Here is a 17,528-nt window from a genome sequence, read left to right as displayed (position 1 = left end):
TCCCCGAATGGGGCCTGTTCCGCAATTCCGACAACCCCGAATATGTCCAGGGAATGCACGACTGGATCATGTCGCACGATGTCGCGTACCAGTCGATCACCGACTACTGCCCGCACGGCGTCTGGTCGTGCGGCGGCAACCCGCGGTCGTCGACCACCTACCGGGAGCTGTTCGGCGGCGTGCCGGCCGCACCGGCTCCGGCGACCACGCCGTCCCCGACGCCGGCGGGGCCCGCGTGGACGAGCCCGCCCGCCACCGCCCGCACGTCGGCCAGGGCCTCCTCGGGAGCGCCGCCGCGTCCGGCCACGTCGCGGGTGACGGCGGCGAGCAGATCCAGCGTCCCGGCCAGGTCGTAGCCGACCGCGGCGGTGGCGCCCGCGCGTCCCTCCCGCTCGGCGATCCCGGGGCACCGGAGCCGGGCGGTGATCTCCGCGGCGAGCGCGCCGGGGTCGTCCACGGGCACCAGCGCGCCGAGCCCCGGCCGGACGATCTCCGTGATGCCGGGGATGTCCGTCCCGACGATGGGGCGGCCCATCGCGAGGGCCTCCAGCGCGGTCAGCGGCAGCCCCTCCCACCGGGACGGCAGGACGACGACGTTCGCCGCCGCCAGCCAGTCGCGCGGGTCCGCGACCGCCGGGACGAACCGGACCCCGGCCGTCCGCCGGCTCCGCAGCCGCTCCAGATCCTCGCCGTGCCCGACGAGCGCGAGCACCGCGGACGGGCACTCGGCGGTGACGGCCGGCCAGGCCTCGACCAGGACGTCCTGTGCCTTCTGCCTGGTCAGCCGGCCGACGCAGACGGCGAGCGGCACCCCGGCGGCCAGTCCGAGCCGGGTGCGCGCGGTGCGCCGGTCCGCGCCGTCCGCCGGGGCGAACCGGCTCAGGTCGACCCCGTTGCGGACGAGCCGGTAGGCGCCGCTCACGCCCGCGTCCGCGCCCTGGCTCCGCTCGCCCGCGCCGACGCAGACCAGCGCGTCGCTCCAGCGCGCGGCGAGCCGCTCCCAGCCGCGGCTGAGGGCGGCCTGCCGTCCGGTGGCGGCGAGCCACGACCAGCCGTGCGGCTGGAACATCACGGGCGTCCCGCGCGGGCGGCGCGGCAGCCGCCCGGCCAGGCCCGCCTTCGACGAGTGCAGGTGGACGACGTCGGGCGCGAACGTCCGGACCAGCCGCCGGAGGCGGAGCGACTCGCGCAGGACGCCGGGCCCGGGGGTGCGCGCGGCATCCCAGTTGAGCCACGGCACGCCGGCCGCCATGCACCGCTCGGGCAGGTCGCCGCCCGGCGGGCACGCCACCGCGACGTTCCAGCCGCGCCTGCGCTGGTCCATGGCGGCCTGCCCGACGTAGACGGCGACGCCGCCCGCGTTGGGCTGGCTGACGTGCAGGACCCGGAGCGGCTCAGCCATGCTCGTCCAGCCCGGGGTGCCGCCGGGCCGACAGCCGCCCGCGGGTCCGGGCGAGGCCGGCGAACGCGGCGGCCGAGGCGGACCGCCCGAGGATGATCCGCTCGTTCCGGACGGGCACCGGCCGCCACTTCAGCTTGTACGGCTCGTCGCCGCGGAGCAGGCTGACGCCCTGCCGGTGCCGGTCCCGCGCGATGGCGAGGTCCTGGCGCAGCATCATCAGCGAGACGTCCACGCAGGAGCGCAGGTCCGGGATGGCGCCGTACAGGTAGGCGCCGACGTAGCGGTGGCCGATGAGCACGAGGTCGCCGGCGACGAGCCGGTCGTCCCACCGGTACTGCACGACGGCGGCGCGCCCGTCGCGGACCATCCCGCTCACCGCCTCGGCCAGGTGCCGGCGGAACCGCTCCCGGGTGTGCTCGGGGTTGATCGGGCGGCCCATCCACTGCAGGGCGTGCAGGTCCAGCAGCGCGTGGACGGCCTCCGCCGCCCGCTCCGGCGGGGCGCTCTCCGCCGTGATGCCGCGGACGTCGATCTTGCGGAGCTTCGCGCGCATCTTCCCGGCGGTGCGGCGCGGCAGCCGGCCGAGGACGTCGTCGATGCCGCCGGCCGGGAGTTCGAGGCACACCGACGACGGCGTCCGCCACGTCCGGCGCGGCCACTGCGCGGCGACCTGGTGCGCCACCGACCCGGGCCGGACCTCCCGCAGGTCGATCGCGCACCAGCCGCGCTCGCCCAGCAGCGCGCGGGCGAGGTGCCGGACGGCGCCGTCCGCGTACACGGGGTCGAGGAGGAAGTCGGTGAAGTCGCTCTGCTCCCCGGCCAGCGGGACCAGCACCGGGAACCCGTACCGGACGCCCGCCATCAGCGGCGCCGCCGCGACGAGCCGGCCCCGGCACCGGACGAGCACGAGCCGCAGCCGGCCCCGCGTCCCGTACCAGCCCCACCACGCCTTGATCCACTCGTAGGTCTGGAACGGCGTCGCGGCCGGGCTGCGGTCGTAGAGGTCGCGCAGCTCGTCCGCGAGGCCGACGAGCGCCTGCTCGTCCCGGTGCACCTCGACCGACCATTCGACGGCGGGCGTCGCGAGCCGGACGGGAGCGACCGCGGTCATGACCGCGCCTCCACAGCCTCCACCCGGGCGGCGTCCGCCGAGGCGTCCGCCGGGGCGGGAGCCGGAGCCTCCGCCGCGGCCGGGGCGGGGGCGGGGACGGCGGCCGGGGCGGGGACGGCGGCGCGCCGGCCCCTGCCGCGGCGGGCGCCGCGGCGGCCGCTCATGACGGCGGCGCTGAGCCCGGCGAGCAGCACGCCGGCCGCCGTTCCGGCGGCGATGTCCAGCGCCGGGTTCGGCGACGACGGGACGGCGGGCGGCTCGGCGAGCGTCATCAGCGCGACGCGGACGCCGGTGTCGGAGCGGTGCTGCGTCCCGTACCGGACGAGCGCGTCCGCGGCGGCGTTGGCGAACGCGGCGGCGTCGCGGGCGGTCCGGGCGCTGCCGGCCAGCCGGATCAGCGGGGTGTCCGGCGAGGTGGACGCCTGGATGTGCTCGCGGGTGCCGCCCGCGGCGTGCTTCGGCAGCGGGATCGAGGAGTGTTCGAGGGTCTCGGGGAGCGGCGCGAGCCGCCCGTACGCCTGCGCGAAGCTGACCGCCGCCGGGCCGGACTGGCCGTCCCCGGCGTCCACGACGAGGACGAACGCCGTCGCGGTGTAGGTGGTGGGCGCGAACAGCGCGTACCCGAGCCCGCCGAGGAACCCGGCGAGGACGAACGCGGTGGCCAGGCCGAACCGGCGCAGCAGCACGGCGGCCGGCCCGCGCAGGCGCTGGACGGCGGCGTCGAGCCTCCCGCCCTCCGGTGTGGCTTCACGTTGCGGCATCTTGAGCCCTTTCTCGTATCGGAACGACCCCGCGATCGGACGGTCCGGGCAGGTAGAGCCGGGCGAGCTCGGCGGCCTGCTCGGCGATGGCGTAGCGGGCGACGACGGGCGGCACGCGCGTCCGGTCGTGCTCCCCCGCCAGGACGGCCGCGAGTTCCGCGCTCCAGACCGCGGCGTCGGTGGGGAGGCGGCGGGCGGCGGGGGCCTCGCCGGGCGGGAGGCCGTCGAGGGCGGGGCAGGCCGTGTAGCGGACGGGCAGCCCGGCGGCGAGGGCCTCCAGGACGCCGAGCCCGAACGTCTCCTGGACGGACGGCGCGGCGAGCACGTCCATCGCGGCGAGCGCGCCCGCGACGTCCGACGTCCCCCCGGCGAAGATCACGGAGACGCCGCGGCCGTGCGCCAGCCGTTCCAGCGCGCCGCGCATCGGCCCGGCGCCGACGAGCAGCAGCCGGACGCCGTCCAGCCGCGCGACCGCCTCGATCAGCAGGTCGAACCGCTTGGTCGGGACGAGCCGCCCGACCGCGCCGACGACGGGCTCGTCCGGGCCGATGCCGAGGCGGCGGCGGGTCGCGGCGCGGCGGGCGGCGTCGAACGCGAACGCGGCGGCGTCGATGCCGTTCGGGATGACGATGATCCGGCCGGGCGGCACGCCCCAGCCGCGCAGCCGGGCCGCGACGGCCGGCGACACCGCGACGGTCGCGGACCCGAGCCGCTCGGTCGCCCGGTACAGCGCCCGGACGCCGCGCGTCGTCGCCCGCCCCTCGATGTGCCCGTCGCCGAGCGAGTGCTCGGTGGCGATCACGCGCGCCGCCCCGGCCAGCCGCGCGGCGATCCGCCCGTAGACGCACGCCCGGTACAGGTGGGTGTGGACGACGTCGAACCGCCCGCGCCGGATCAGCCGGGCGAGCCGGGGCAGCGCCGCGAGGTCGCGGTTGCCGCGCATCCCGATCTCGTGGACGGGCACGCCGGTGCGGCGGATCTCGGCGCCGAGCGTGCCGGTCCGGGTGAGCGTCGCGACCTCGCAGGCGACCGGCAGGTGGCGCAGCAGCAGCGCGAGCTGGCGTTCGGCGCCGCCGTGCTCCAGCCCGGTGATGACGTGCAGGACACGGGTCACACGTGGCTCCGGCGGCGCAGTTCGTGCCGGACGAGCTTCGCCCGCAGCCGCAGCGGCCCGTCCCGGTCGCCGATGTAGGTGCGGGGCAATGCGTGCCGGGACGGCTCCTCGGGGCGGATGTCGCACGCGTGGTCGTACCCGGCGGCGCGCACCGCCTCGACTTCGCGGGCGCCGGCGTGCCCGTAGGGGTAGGCGAAACCGGTGACCGGCGCCTGGACGATGTCCTCCAGGGTCGCGCGGCTCTCCTCCAGTTCCTCGCGCAGCTCGGTGTCGTCCGTGTCCGGGAGGGAGACGTGGTGGCGGCCGTGCGAGGCGACCTCCATGCCCGCGCCCGCCACGGTCCGGATCTGGCCGGCCGTCATGAGCGGTTTGCGGGGGCAGTCGGCGTCCCACGCGTTGTAGGTGCCGATCCGCCCGGTCACGACGTACACGGTCGCGCCGAACCCGTACCGGAGCAGCGCCGGGACGGCCCGGGTGGCGAAGTCGGCGTACCCGTCGTCGAACGTCAGCCCGACGAGGCCGCGCGCCCGGCCGGCGGCGTGCGCGTCCAGCAGCTCGGCCATGCCGACGCCGCGCAGGCCGCGCGCCCGCAGCCAGGCGAGCTGGCGCTCGAACCGCGCCGGCGACACCGTCACCAGGTGCGGGTCCTCATCGAAGTTGTCGACCGAGTGGTACATCAGCACCAGCGGGACCGGCCGGACCTCCTCCGCCGGCCGGTCCGGTTCGGTCGTTCTCGCCGGTCGCGTCGTTCCCGCGGGCTCGGTCGGCTGGCTCACTGGTCTCCCCCGATTCGGTCCGGCCGCGCACGCTGCGGCGCGACCGCAATGCGATCCATGGAGCAACGAGGTCGGGTCCCGCCAGGACGGTCAGGACCGCGAAGGCGGCGGTGGTCACGAGCCCGCCGACGGCGAGCTGGACGAGCACCGGCAGTCCGGCCGCGGCGCGCGCGGTGAGCATCCCGGCCGCGCAGGCGCCGGCGGCGGCGAGCATCAGCCGGGACACGTCGGCGGCGATCCGGCGCGGCGCGACCGGCGCGATGCCGCGCCGCAGCCCGGCGAGCAGCAGGACGGCGGCGAGCGTGATCCCGGCGGCGTTGGCGGCGGCCAGCGCGAGCGTCCCGGCGGCGGCGGCGAACGCGGCCCCGATCGCGGCGGTGACCGCGAGGCCGAGCGCGAGGACCCGGGCGGGACGCCAGGTCGGCCGCCGCTGCGCGAAGAACGCGCGGGCGGCGAGGCCGACCGCCGACTGCCCCCACAGCCCGAGCGCGTAGACGCGCATGATGCCCGCGGTGCTCGCGGTGTCGTCGGCCGTGAACTCGCCGTGCTCGAACAGCACCTTGATGAGGGCCGGCGCGAACGCGACGAGGAACGCGGCGGCGGCCAGGACCATCATGCTGGCGATCACGAGGTCCTGCCGGATGCGACGCGCGACCTGCCAGGTGTCGCCGTCCGCCGACGCCCGCGCGAGCCTCGGGAACGTCACCGTCACGATCAGCAGCGACAGCACCATCGGGACCTGCGCGACCTTCTGCGCGTAGTTCAGATGCGAGATGGAGCCCGCGGCCAGTTCGGAGCCGAGGAACCGCTCGACGAACACCTGCGACTGCCGCGTGACCGTGTACACGACGACGGGCGCCACCGCGGCGAGCCCGAGCCGCCACTCGACATGCCTCGCGGCGGGCGGGCGCGGGGCCGCGCTCCCGGCCGCGCTCCCGGCCGCGTTCCCAGCCGCGCTTCCGGCCGCGGGCGGGCTGTCGCGGAGGCAGCGGGTGAAGGCGGGGGCCTGGACGGCGACCATCAGGAGGCTGCCGCAGGCGACGCCGATGGCGGCGCTGGTGATCCCCACGAAGGCGGAGAGGCCCGCGATCAGCGCGAGGATGCCGATGTTGTAGGCCAGGTAGATGGCGGCGGGCGGGCCGAAGCGGTGGTGGGCGCGCAGGGTCGCGCTCATGAAGCCGGCGACGCCGAACGTCACGACGGTGATCGCCGTCAGCCGGACGCACCGGACGGCCGGGCCGTGCTCGGCCAGGCCGGGCGCGAGGACGTCCACCACGACGGGGGCGGCGACCACGAGCGTGAGCGTGACCAGCGACAGGCCGAGCACCATGCGCGGCAGCGTCGAGCCGGCGAGCGGGCGGAGGCCGTCGCCGCGCGCGAGGAGCCGGGTGACGACGGGGACCATGAGCAGCGCCATCGCGTCCTCGATGAGGAGCGGCGACACGGTCTCCGGGATCGTCCAGGCGACGAGGAACGCGTCGGTGCTCTCGCTGGCGCCGAACATGTGCGCCATCACGAGGTCGCGGGCGAACCCGAGCCCGGTGCCCGCGGCGATGAGCACGCCCGACAGCGCTGCGGCGCGTCCGACGGAGCCCACCCCGCCGCCGGTCATTCCTTCACCGTCCCGAACGCGCACGCGGCGACGGCGCCGATGACGACGGCGGTGAGCGCGCAGGTCGGCCCGCCGAGGTCCGCGTACAGGAAGTTGATCAGCAGGAACGCCGTGAGGCCCGCGGCCGCCAGCCAGAAGGGGTCGCGGACGCGGCGGCGCGTCCACAGCCCGGCGAGGATCACCGCGAGCAGCGCGCCGAACCCGGCGAAGCCCACCACGCCCTGCTCGGACAGGAACAGCAGGTACTCGTTGTGCGGCGACAGCAGCGGCTGCCGCACGTACCCGTTGACGGGGTCGGCGGTCTCGCTGCCGGACGACAGCTCGATCGTCGCGTAGGTGTCGCGGTAGGCGGGGAAGTTCTTCACGCCGACGCCGGTGAGCGGATGGTCCTCCCAGATCCGGACGGCGGCGGCCCACAGGTTGTACCGGTCGTCCACGGACTGGTCGGGGTGGCTGACCGAGGCGGCCATCGACTTGGAGCGTTCGACGACGGCCTGGCCGCCGCCTCCCATGACCGTGACCATGACGACCAGCAGCGCGGCGCAGCAGGTCAGCACCTTGACGGCCGTCCACCGGTCGAAGACGACCAGGATGAGGACGGCGGCGGCGCCGAGCGCGAGCCACGTCCCCCGGCTGAGCGCGAGCGTGAGCGCGGCGGCCAGCACGACGAGTCCGGCGAGCGCGGCCGGGACGGCGGCCGGGCCGCGGCCGGGGGCGGTCAGCGCGAACGCGGTCAGGATGAGGAACGCGAAGCCGACGACGATCGACATCGCCATCACGTCGAGCGCGCCGAACGTGCCGACGGCCCGGATGTTCTGCCCGCCCATCGACGCGCCGTTGCCGGTGACCGCCTGCCAGATCCCGTACCCGGCCTCCGCGAGCCCGAGCCCGACGAGCGAGGCGAACACGATGGCGAGGTCGCGGCGATCGCGGACGAGCAGCACGACGGCCAGCGGCACCAGCACGAAGACCTGCAGGTCGCGGACGAACCCGGCCATGCTCGTCCCGATGTCGGCCGAATGCACGGTGCTGACGCCGAGGGCCGCCACCAGCGGCGCGAACGCCCAGAACGCCGCGCGGGGCATCTCGACCCGCTCGGTGGCCAGCAGGAACACGGCGGTCCCCACCAGCACGCAGCTCGCGACGTCCCCGGCGGTGACCTGCACGCCGGGCCCGAACGCCGCCGGACCGGGCGGGATCCCGACGCTCGCCACCGTCGCCGCGACCAGCAGGCTCGGACGCCGCGGAACCCGGCCCGCGGCGAGCGGCGGGGCGAGGACGGTCATCCGGCGTCCCGGCAGAGCATCGCCCGCGCGGTCAGCAGCAGGATCTTCAGGTCGCCGGCGAACGTCCAGTGGTCGATGTAGTGGTTGTCGAGCCGCGCCCGCAACTCGATGGACGTGTCGCCGCGGAACCCGTGGATCTGCGCCCAGCCCGTCATCCCGGCCGGGACGCGGTGCCGCAGCATGTAGCCGGGGCAGGTGCGCGCGAACTGCTCCACGAAATGGGGACGTTCCGGGCGCGGACCGACGAGGCTCATCTCGCCGCGCACCACGTTCCACAGCTGCGGGAGCTCGTCCAGCGACGTGTTGCGCAGGAACCGGCCGACCCGTCCCATCCGCGCGTCGTTCGCGACCGTCCAGCGGGTGTCGGACTCCCGCTCGTCCACCGGCTTCAGCGTCCGGAACTTCAGCAGCACGAACTCCTCGCCGCCGAGCCCGATCCGCCGCTGCCGGAACAGCACGCCGGGGCCGCCCTCGATCCGCACCGCGAGCGCGCACGCCGCGAGTACCGGCGCGGCGACGGCGAGCAGCGCGCACGCCACCGCCAGGTCGAGCGCCCGCTTCGCGCAGCGGGCGGCGGGGTCGCGGAGCCGCCAGTCGACCCGCGCGCACGGCAGCCCGGCCAAATACTCGCGCCGCGCCGGCGCCACCGGCACCACGTCCGACGGCGGCTGGACGAGCAGCGTCTCGCACGGCAGCCCGAACGAGATGCGCAGCACGGCGTCCAGCTGGTCGGGGTGGACGTCCTCGGCGACGACGACGAGCGTGCCGATCGAGTGCTCCTCCACGAGCGCCGGCAGGTCGGACGTCTCGCCGAGCGCCGGCGCGGACGCGGGACCTCCCGCAGCCACCTGCCCGACCGCCGACAGGCCGAACTCGCCGCGGTCCCGCAGGATGTCGACCATGTGCGCGGCCGTCCCGCCCGTCCCGACGACGAGCGCCGGACGCGGCCGGGCCCGGCGGCACCGGTACGTCCGGACGGCGGCGTTCACGAACGCGCGGAAACCGAGCGACAGCGACGCCGAAACCGCCACCGCCCACAGCAGCGCCGGCACCGGGTCCGGCAGCAGCACCGCGACGACCGCGGCCACCACGAGGATCCGCACGAGGAGCTGCGGGGCGTCGGCCAGCAGCGACGGGCTGCGGCACGTGCGGTAGAGCCCGCTCGCCGCGTTCAACACGACGACGGCCAGCGCCGCGAGGCCCGCGATCACGCCGCCCCGCGACATGGAGACGCCGACGGCCATCGCCCAGCCGTCCACCACGGCGACGCACGCCGGGCACACCCCGGCCAGCGTCCGCGCGGCGCGGCCGGCCGGAACCAGGACGTCGGCGCCCGCGGGGACGAGATCGGCGGCGGCACCGCCCGCGTCGATGGAAGGACTCAGCCCCTGGGCTCTCATCGCGCGCGTCCCTTCACAGCCGAGAACTCACCTAGCGGGGCCGTCGCAGGCGGCCACGCTCCAGCATCGCAACTGGTCAGCAGGCGGATCGCCGCTTTTAACCGCGCCCACCACAGTCTTGAAGAGAAGATCGACGGAGCACCCGAAGCGTCAGCGGACCACGAAAGATCCGCCGAATCGTCCCCCGCACGCGAACCTTCGCGGGACCATGGACGTCCTACGTGATCGGACGTCGCCATCGCGCCGGCCCGCCACTGCGGACGGGACGGGAATAAGGGCCGTTCCGTAAGCGATCTTGTTGCCGTCCCGCGACGCGCGGGCCCGGCGGGCTGGTGAAGGAGAACGGTGCGAGGAAAGGCGACGGTGCGAGGAAAGGCGCTGGTGCTGGCGCTGGTCCTGGGACTGGCGGCCGCGTGCGGCGGCGGTGACGGGGAGACCGGCGGCGCGACCGCGAAGGGCGGCGACGACGGCACGCCGCAGGTCACGATCTCTCCGGCGGACGGCAACGGCAGGGCCCGCCCCGACCAGGGCGTGACGGTCACCGCGGCGGGCGGTGCGCTCGGCGCCGTCTCCGTCAAGCTGAAGGGCGCCGAGGTCCCCGGATCCCTCTCCGCCGACAAGACCAAATGGCGATCCACGTGGACGCTGCAACCCGGCGGCAGCTACCAGGTCTCCGCCACCGCGACGTCCCCGAAGGGCAAGTCCACAACCGCGACCAGCGCGTTCCGCGCCAGCCGCGCCATCGCCGCCACCCGCGTCAACAATGTCGTCCCCAGCCAGAACGAGACCGTCGGCACCGGCATGCCGATCTTCGTCCAGTTCAACAAGGCCGTCCCGGACAAGGCCAAGCCCGCCATCGAGCGCGCCACCGAGATCTCGTCCACCACCCCGACCGAGGGCGCGTGGCGCTGGCTCAGCGCCGGCGAGTCCTTCAACGGCCTCCCCTCGATGGTGTTCCGCCCGAAGCGCCCGTGGAAGCCGCGCCAGCGCGTCACCGTCAAGGTGCACTACGCGGGCCTGAAGATCGGCGACAACGTCTTCGGCGACAAGGACGTGATCCGCACCTTCAAGGTCGGCGACTCCCACGTCATCAACATCAACGCGAAGACGCACCGGCTCGTCGTCAAGAAGAACGGCCGCACCGTCCGCACCTGGGGCGTCAGCCTCGGCGTCGGCGGCGACGTCCAGCGCGACGGCGTCGACCACCTGCTCACCACCAGCGGCGTCCACCTCACCATGGACCACGTCCGCCTGGAGCGCATGCGCCCGCCCGGCAAGAAGAAGGGCGACCCCGGCTGGTACGACGAGAAGGTCCCGTGGGCGACCCGCATCTCCAACAGCGGCGAGTACATCCACCAGAACATGGACGACCCGTCCTGCCTCGGCAACCGCAACTGCAGCCACGGCTGCGTCCGCTCCCCCTCCGCCGACGCCCAGTGGTTCTTCCACTGGTCCTATCGCGGCGACGTGGTCACCATCACCGGCACCAAGCGCGCCCTCCAGTGGACGAACGGCTGGGGCTACTGGCAACTGCCTTTCACCAAGTGGGCCAAGGGCAGCACCCTGGGAAAGCCGGTGACCACCACGAAAGCGTGAGCACATCCGGCGCGATAGCGGCCTCGACTACACTTTTGTCATCCGTTGTCGGAATCGCTCGCGTCTAGAGGTGGGGCATGACCGCGTCGCAGGGCATCGCCGAAGAGCTGCGCGGGGTCGGGCTGCGGGTGACGGCCGCCCGCGTCGCGCTGCTGGAGACCGTCCGGACCGGGGATCACCTCGATGTCGAGACGATCGCCGGCGGGGTGCGCGAGCGCGTGGGCCACATCTCGCTCCAGGCCGTCTACGAGGCGCTTCACGCGCTCGCGGCGGCGGGGCTCGTGCGCCGCATCCAGCCGGGTGACAGCCCGGCGCGGTACGAGGGGCGCGTCGGCGACAACCACCACCACCTGGTCTGCCGCAACTGCGGGGCGATGAGGGACGTCGACTGCGTGGTGGGGCACGCGCCCTGCCTGGAGCCGGTCGATGAGGCGGGCTATCTGGTCGAAGAGGCCGATGTCACGTTCTGGGGGCTCTGCCCCGGCTGCCGGCCCTGACGGACCGGCGTCCAGGCCGACCCGGAGAGCGGGCCGGCCCGGACGGGAGGGTCACACCAGTTCGAAGCGGTCCAGGTTCATCACCTTGTCCCAGGCGGCGACGAAGTCCTGCACGAACTGCTCCTTGGCGTCGTCGGCACCGTAGACCTCGGCGACCGCGCGCAGCTCGGAGTTCGAGCCGAACACCAGGTCGGCGCGGCTGCCGGTCCACCGGACCTCGCCGGAGGCGTCGCGGCCCTCGAAGGTCTCGGCGTCCTCGGACGTCGGCTCCCACGTGGTGCCCATGTCGAGCAGGTTCACGAAGAAGTCGTTGGTCAGCGTCCCGGGCCTGTCGGTCAGCACGCCCAGCTTGGACTGCTGGTAGTTCGCGCCGAGGACCCGCAGGCCGCCGACGAGCACCGTCATCTCGGGCGCGGTGAGGTTCAGCAGCTGCGCCCGGTCGACGAGGAGGAACTCGGTCGGCAGCCGGTTGCCCTTGCCGACGTAGTTGCGGAAGCCGTCGTGCGTCGGCTCCATCGCCGAGAACGACTCCACGTCGGTCTGCTCCTGCGAGGCGTCGGTGCGTCCAGGCGTGAACGGCACCTCGATGTCGTGGCCCGCGTCCTTGGCGGCCTTCTCGACGCCCGCGCAGCCGCCGAGGACGATCAGGTCGGCGATCGAGACCTTCTTGCCGCCGGTCTGCGCGGAGTTGAACGCCTCCTGGACGCCCTCCAGCGCGCGCAGCACCTGCGCCAGCTCGTCGGGCTCGTTGACCTCCCACCCGCTCTGCGGCTCCAGGCGGATGCGGGCCCCGTTGGCGCCGCCGCGCTTGTCGCTGCCGCGGAACGACGCGGCCGACGCCCACGCGGTCCTGACGAGCTGCTGCACCGACAGGCCGGTGTCCAGGATCCGCCGCTTGAGGTCGGCGATGTCCGCGGCGTCGACGAGCTCGTGGTCGACGGCCGGGACGGGGTCCTGCCAGATGAGCTCCTCGTCCGGGACCTCGGGGCCGAGGTAGCGGACGACCGGGCCCATGTCGCGGTGGGTCAGCTTGTACCAGGCGCGCGCGAAGGCGTCCGCGAACTCGTCGGGGTTGTCCTTGAACCGCTGCGAGATCGGCCCGTAGATCGGGTCGAAGCGGAGCGACAGGTCCGTCGTCAGCATCGTCGGGTGGGTGCGGCCCTCCGGGTCGTGGGCCTTCGGGATGGTGCCGGCGCCGGCGCCGTCCTTGGGCCGCCACTGGTAGGCGCCCGCGGGGCTCTTGAACAGCTCCCACTCGTACCCGAACAGGATCTCCCAGAAGCTGTTGTCCCAGGTGGTGGGCGTGTCCGTCCAGGTGACCTCAAGGCCGCTGCCCATCGCGTCGTCGCCCTTGCCGGTGCCGTAGGTGCCCTTCCAGCCGAGGCCCATCTGCTCCATCGGCGCGGACTCCGGCTCCGGTCCGACGTTGACGTGCGGGTCCGCGCCGTGCGTCTTGCCGAAGGTGTGGCCGCCGGCGATCAGCGCGACGGTCTCCTCGTCGTTCATCGCCATCCGGCGGAACGTCTCGCGGATGTCGCGGGCCGCGGCGATCGGGTCCGGGTTGCCGTTCGGCCCCTCCGGGTTGACGTAGATGAGGCCCATCTGCACCGCGGCGAGCGGGTTCTCCAGATCCCGCTCACCGGTGTAGCGCTCGTCGCCGAGCCATTCCTGCTCCGGACCCCAGTAGACGTTCTCGTCCGGGACGTAGACGTCCTCGCGGCCGCCGCCGAACCCGAACGTCTCGAAGCCCATCGTCTCCAGGGAGACGTTGCCGGCGAGGATGTACAGGTCGGCCCAGGAGAGGCTCTTGCCGTACTTCTTCTTGACCGGCCACAGCAGCCGGCGGGCGCGGTCGAGGAGGACGTTGTCCGGCCAGCTGTTGAGGGGCGCGAAGCGCTGCTGGCCGCCGCCGCCACCGCCGCGGCCGTCGTGGATGCGGTAGGTGCCGGCGCTGTGCCACGCCATGCGGACCATGAGCGGGCCGTAGTTGCCGAAGTCCGCCGGCCACCAGTCCTTCGAGTCGGTGAGCAGCGCGGCGATGTCGGCCTTCACGGCGGGCAGGTCGAGGCTCTTGAACGCCTCGGCGTAGTCGAAGTCCGGCCCGTAGGGGTTGGTCTCGGCCGGCTGCGGGGCGAGGACCCGCAGGTTGAGCCGGTCCGGCCACCAGTTGCGGTTGCCGCCGCCCTGGGTCGGGTGGGCGGCGCGGGCGCCGTGCACCACCGGGCAGCCGCCGGCGCCTTCCTCGTTCGTCTCGTAGACGTTGGCCTCGGTGTTCTCAGCCATGTGCTTCCTTCCAGGACGAAGCAGGAGATGGATCGGGTTGACAGTCGGGGCAGCGGCCCCAGTAGACGACCTCGGCCTCGTCTATCGCGAAGCCCCGGTCGTCGGACGCGGTCAGGCAGGGGGCTTCGCCGACGGCGCAGTCGACGTCGGCGATGGCGCCGCACGACCGGCAGATGACGTGGTGATGGTTGTCGCCGGTCCGCGACTCGTAGCGCGCCACGGATCCGGACGGCTGGATGCGCCGCACCAGTCCCGCCGTCGTCAGCACGCGCAGCGAGTCGTACACGGCCTGGTGGGACACCTTCGGCAACTCCCGGCGCACGGCGCCGATGAGGGAGTCGGTGTCGGCGTGCGGATGCGCGTGCACCGCGCGCAGCACCGCGAGCCGCGGCCGGGTCACCCGCAAGGCGGCCCCCCGCAGCGTCTCCCGGAACTCCAAGGGCGTTGCCACGCGACACAGACTGGCTCATTTTCTTGAACGAGTCAAGATAAGGAGTCGTCCAAGTCTCGGCCGGGACGCGGCGCCATCGCCCGGACGGAGGACTTCTGTGCAAATCGGAACTCTGTGCAAATCGGGGCGTTTCACTAGGATGCTCGCGTGCGCGAAGATCAAGAGGTCCCGGACGACGGTGCTCTGACCGCGCCGCTCCTGCTGCCGGACGGCCGGGCCGGCGAGGACGAATTCGCGGAGGTGGCCGTGGACGCGAGCACGAACGCGAGCACGAGCACGGGCACGACGGTGAGCGCCGAGGTCGATCCCGCGCCGGTGCGCGCGTTCGGCGCGGACGTCGAGCGGCTGTCCGGGCTGGTGGCGCAGCTCGCCACGCTCGCCGCCACGCTGGGCGACCGGCTGGACGGCGAGGTCCGGAGCACCCTGGACGACGCCGAGCGGGCCCTGGCCGAGGCGCGCGGCGCCCGGCAGCAGTCCGCGGAGGCGGACGCGCGCGCCGCGGCGGCCGACGCCCGCGCCGCGGAGGCGCGCCGGGAGACCGCCGAGGCGCGCGAGGAGTTCGAGAAGGGGCTCGCCGCCGCGAAGGCCAGCGTCACCGCGGCGCAGGAGAGCGAGGCCAACGCGTGGAAGGAGGCCGGCGCCCACCAGCAGGCCCGTGCCACGTCCGCGAACGAGGCCGCGTCCGCCGAGGGGCTCCGCAAGCGCGCCGAGGCGGCGTGGAGCACCGAGCACCAGGCGCGCAGCGACGCCGAGCGCGAGCGCGACGACCTCGCCACCCGGCTGTCCGCCGAGCAGAGCGCGCTGGCCGCGGCCCGCAAGGATCTCGCGGACGTCCGGTCCGAGCTGGCGGAGGCCCGGTCCAAGCTGGAGGCCGCCGCCGACGCCGAGCGCCGGCTGCGGGCCGAGTTGAGCGTCGTCCAGGGCGAGGTCGCGGGGCTGACCGTGGAGCGGAACGCCGCCGCGAACCGGGCGGAGGAGCAGGCCGTCCGCGCCAAGCGCGCCGAGCGGCTCGCCGACTCCGCGGAGGACCGCATCCTCGCCGCGATGACCCGCGCGGACCGGGCCGAGCAGCGCGCGGACGCCGCGGAGGAGCGCGCCGACGCCGCCGAGGTCCGCATCGACCGCGACGCCGCCACCGTCCGCGCGCTGCAGGACACCCTGCGGGCGGCGCTGGACCTGCCGTCCGTGGACGACCTCGACGACGGCCGCGGGGTGCGGGTCGGCGAGTCCGCCGCGGTCGTCGCCCGGCCCGGCGGGCTGATCGGCGTCGACCAGGTCCCGGACGTGATGGACGGCGAGCTGGCGGGCCGGTTCGCCCGCGCGATCCTGGCCGTCCGCGTCCACCAGGCCACCCACCGCCGGGTGCCGGATGAGCCCGCCGACCAGCCCGAGGCCGGGCCCGAGGACTAGCGCGGCTACGGCGATCGCAGCGCGGCGGGGGCGCCTTCCGGGACGGCGGGGCTGTCCGGCATGACGCGGTCGATGCGCCGGTAGGCCGCTCCGGGCTCGGGGCGCGGGTCCTTCTCGCCGCGGTTCGGCCAGAACGCCATGGCGCGCTCCGCCTGGGCCGTGATCGTGAGGGACGGGTTGACGCCGAGGTTCGCGGTGACCGCCGAGCCGTCCACGATGTGCAGGCCCGGGTGGCCGTGGACGCGGTGGTACGGGTCGATCACGCCGCTCTCCGGCGTCTCCCCGATGACGCAGCCGCCGATGAAGTGCGCGGTCGTCGGGATGTTGAACAGGTCGAACCACGTCCCGCCGGGGGTGGCGTCGAGTTCCTCGGCGAGCATCCGGACGGCGTCGTGGGCGACGGGGATCCAGGTCGGGTTCGGCTCGCCGTCGCCCTGCCGCGCGACCAGCTTGCGGCGGCCGAGGCGGCCCCTCTTCTCGGCAAGGGTGATCGAGTTGTCGGCGGTCTGCATGACGAGGGCGATGACCGTCCGCTTGGCCCAGTCCTTGAGGGAGAGGCCGCGCAGGATGACGGTCGGGTGCCGGACGGACTGGCCGAGGAACTTCAGCCAGCGGGGCGCGCCGCCACCGTCGACCAGCAGCGTCCGGATGACGCCCATCGCGTTGTTGCCCGCCCCGTACCGGGTGGGCTCGATGTGGGTCTTGTCGTCCGGGTGGAAGGACGAGGTGATCGCGAGGCCGGTGCTGTGGTCGACGTCGTTCTTGCGGTGCCACACCGTCATGCGCTCGACGCCGAGCAGCGCCTCGGAGTTGGTGCGGGTGAGTTCGCCGAGGCGCGGCGACAGGTTCGGGAGGCGCCCGGACGCGCGCATGCGGTGCAGGAGCCGTTGCGTCCCGTAGGTCCCGGCGGCGAGGACGACGTGCTCGGCGGTGAGCGTCCGGCGGCGCTTGCGCAGCGGGGTGGTGCGCTCGGTGGCCACCTCGTAGCCGCCGTCCGCCCTGGGCGTGAGCGAGGTGACGGTCGTGTCCGGGATGACCTGGACGCCCGCCTTCTCCGCCAGGTACAGGTAGTTCTTGGTGAGCATGTTCTTCGCGCCGACCTTGCAGCCGATCATGCAGGAGCCGCAGGCGGTGCAGGTCGTCCGGCGCGGGCCGGCGCCGCCGAAGTACGGGTCGGCGGCGTCCTCGCCGGGCTTCTCGCCGAAGAACACGCCGACCGGGGTCGGGTGGTAGGTGTCGCCGACGCCCATCCGGTCCGCGACGCGCTTCATCGCCTCGTCGGCGGGCGTGACGAGCGGGTTCACGGTGACGCCGAGCATGCGGCGGGCCTGGTCGTAGAACGGGTTCAGCTCGTCCTGCCAGTCGGTGATGTGGCCCCACTGGCGGTCCTTGAAGAACGGCTCCGGCGGGACGTACAGGGTGTTCGCGTAGACGAGCGAGCCGCCGCCGACCCCGGCCCCCGCCAGGACCAGCACGCCCGCCTTGCCGCCGACCAGGTGGACGCGCTGGATCCCGCGCATGCCGAGGCGCGGCGCCCACACGTACTTGCGCAGCCGCCACGACGTCTTGGGCAGGGTGTCCTCGTCGAAGCGGCGTCCGGCCTCGATCACGGCGACGCGGTAGCCCTTCTCGGCCAGCCGCAGCGCCGTCACGCTGCCGCCGAACCCGGAGCCCACCACGATCACGTCGAAGTCATCGGCGTCACCGGCCATCGCACACCACCTTCGTCGCGGAGAAGGACCCGAGTGTGGACCCTCCGCCGCGTCGTCCGCCATGGGTGCGGGGCAACGATTCGGCGACGCGCTTGTCACCGGGCTGACAAACGCGCG

At 74.4% G+C, this 17,528-nt stretch carries 14 protein-coding genes; 3 read left to right on the top strand and 11 right to left on the bottom strand.

The window, feature by feature from the left end:
- Positions 1 to 157 precede the first annotated feature (157 nt).
- The 8 genes from AL2_RS23775 to AL2_RS23740 are packed head-to-tail and all read right to left on the bottom strand — an operon-like array spanning position 158 to position 9,462.
- Positions 158 to 1,402 (bottom strand): glycosyltransferase family 4 protein, encoded by a 1,245-nt coding sequence (locus AL2_RS23775; RefSeq protein ID WP_067637041.1) that lies wholly within the window; start codon positions 1,400 to 1,402, stop codon positions 158 to 160.
- Positions 1,395 to 2,513, bottom strand: coding sequence for a GNAT family N-acetyltransferase (locus AL2_RS23770; protein ID WP_067637039.1), 1,119 nt, complete (start codon positions 2,511 to 2,513; stop codon positions 1,395 to 1,397). Before AL2_RS23770 ends, AL2_RS23775 begins: the two co-directional genes overlap by 8 nt.
- Positions 2,510 to 3,274 (bottom strand): Wzz/FepE/Etk N-terminal domain-containing protein, encoded by a 765-nt coding sequence (locus AL2_RS23765; protein WP_067637037.1) that lies wholly within the window; start codon positions 3,272 to 3,274, stop codon positions 2,510 to 2,512. Before AL2_RS23765 ends, AL2_RS23770 begins: the two co-directional genes overlap by 4 nt.
- A complete protein-coding gene (locus AL2_RS23760; RefSeq protein ID WP_067637035.1) occupies positions 3,261 to 4,388 on the bottom strand; it encodes a glycosyltransferase in 1,128 nt (375 codons plus the stop codon). Before AL2_RS23760 ends, AL2_RS23765 begins: the two co-directional genes overlap by 14 nt.
- Complete coding sequence (locus tag AL2_RS23755) at positions 4,385 to 5,065, bottom strand: polysaccharide deacetylase family protein (protein ID WP_067637141.1); 681 nt, start codon at positions 5,063 to 5,065, stop codon at positions 4,385 to 4,387. The genes AL2_RS23760 and AL2_RS23755 overlap by 4 nt, the downstream gene beginning before the upstream one ends.
- On the bottom strand, positions 5,037 to 6,776 hold the full coding sequence (locus tag AL2_RS23750) for a lipid II flippase MurJ (RefSeq protein ID WP_067637033.1): 1,740 nt from the start codon (positions 6,774 to 6,776) through the stop codon (positions 5,037 to 5,039). Before AL2_RS23750 ends, AL2_RS23755 begins: the two co-directional genes overlap by 29 nt.
- Positions 6,773 to 8,062: an O-antigen ligase family protein gene (locus AL2_RS23745; RefSeq protein WP_067637031.1), complete on the bottom strand. Its 1,290-nt coding sequence runs from the start codon at positions 8,060 to 8,062 to the stop codon at positions 6,773 to 6,775. The genes AL2_RS23750 and AL2_RS23745 overlap by 4 nt, the downstream gene beginning before the upstream one ends.
- Positions 8,059 to 9,462, bottom strand: a complete 1,404-nt coding sequence (locus tag AL2_RS23740) for an exopolysaccharide biosynthesis polyprenyl glycosylphosphotransferase (RefSeq protein WP_083946829.1) — start codon at positions 9,460 to 9,462, stop codon at positions 8,059 to 8,061. The genes AL2_RS23745 and AL2_RS23740 overlap by 4 nt, the downstream gene beginning before the upstream one ends.
- A gap of 345 nt (positions 9,463 to 9,807) precedes the next feature.
- Between AL2_RS23740 and AL2_RS23735 the strand changes: the two genes are divergently transcribed.
- Together AL2_RS23735 and AL2_RS23730 are read left to right on the top strand one after the other, a co-directional pair.
- A complete protein-coding gene (locus tag AL2_RS23735) occupies positions 9,808 to 11,058 on the top strand; it encodes a L,D-transpeptidase (protein ID WP_245666866.1) in 1,251 nt (416 codons plus the stop codon).
- A gap of 77 nt (positions 11,059 to 11,135) precedes the next feature.
- On the top strand, positions 11,136 to 11,555 hold the full coding sequence (locus AL2_RS23730; RefSeq protein WP_067637029.1) for a Fur family transcriptional regulator: 420 nt from the start codon (positions 11,136 to 11,138) through the stop codon (positions 11,553 to 11,555).
- A 51-nt stretch (positions 11,556 to 11,606) separates the two neighbouring features.
- Here the strand turns inward: AL2_RS23730 and katG are convergent, their stop codons facing one another.
- Together katG and AL2_RS23720 are read right to left on the bottom strand one after the other, a co-directional pair.
- A complete protein-coding gene (katG, locus tag AL2_RS23725; protein WP_067637028.1) occupies positions 11,607 to 13,838 on the bottom strand; it encodes a catalase/peroxidase HPI in 2,232 nt (743 codons plus the stop codon).
- Entirely contained in the window at positions 13,831 to 14,289 is a 459-nt protein-coding gene (locus AL2_RS23720; RefSeq protein ID WP_067637025.1) for a Fur family transcriptional regulator, read from the bottom strand. The genes katG and AL2_RS23720 overlap by 8 nt, the downstream gene beginning before the upstream one ends.
- A 147-nt stretch (positions 14,290 to 14,436) precedes the next feature.
- Here AL2_RS23720 and AL2_RS23715 point away from each other — a divergent pair, with 147 nt between their 5' ends.
- Positions 14,437 to 15,699 (top strand): coiled-coil domain-containing protein, encoded by a 1,263-nt coding sequence (locus AL2_RS23715; protein WP_067637023.1) that lies wholly within the window; start codon positions 14,437 to 14,439, stop codon positions 15,697 to 15,699.
- A 5-nt stretch (positions 15,700 to 15,704) separates the two neighbouring features.
- Here the strand turns inward: AL2_RS23715 and AL2_RS23710 are convergent, their stop codons facing one another.
- Positions 15,705 to 17,411 carry an FAD-dependent oxidoreductase gene (locus tag AL2_RS23710; protein WP_067637021.1) on the bottom strand — a complete coding sequence of 569 codons (1,707 nt, stop codon included), beginning with the start codon at positions 17,409 to 17,411 and terminating at the stop codon, positions 15,705 to 15,707.
- Positions 17,412 to 17,528 lie beyond the last annotated feature (117 nt).

This window comes from Actinomadura latina NBRC 106108 (assembly GCF_001552195.1).
In the GTDB taxonomy this organism is placed as follows: Bacteria; Actinomycetota; Actinomycetes; order Streptosporangiales; family Streptosporangiaceae; genus Spirillospora; species Spirillospora latina.
This window is presented reverse-complemented; position numbering and strand designations above follow the sequence as displayed.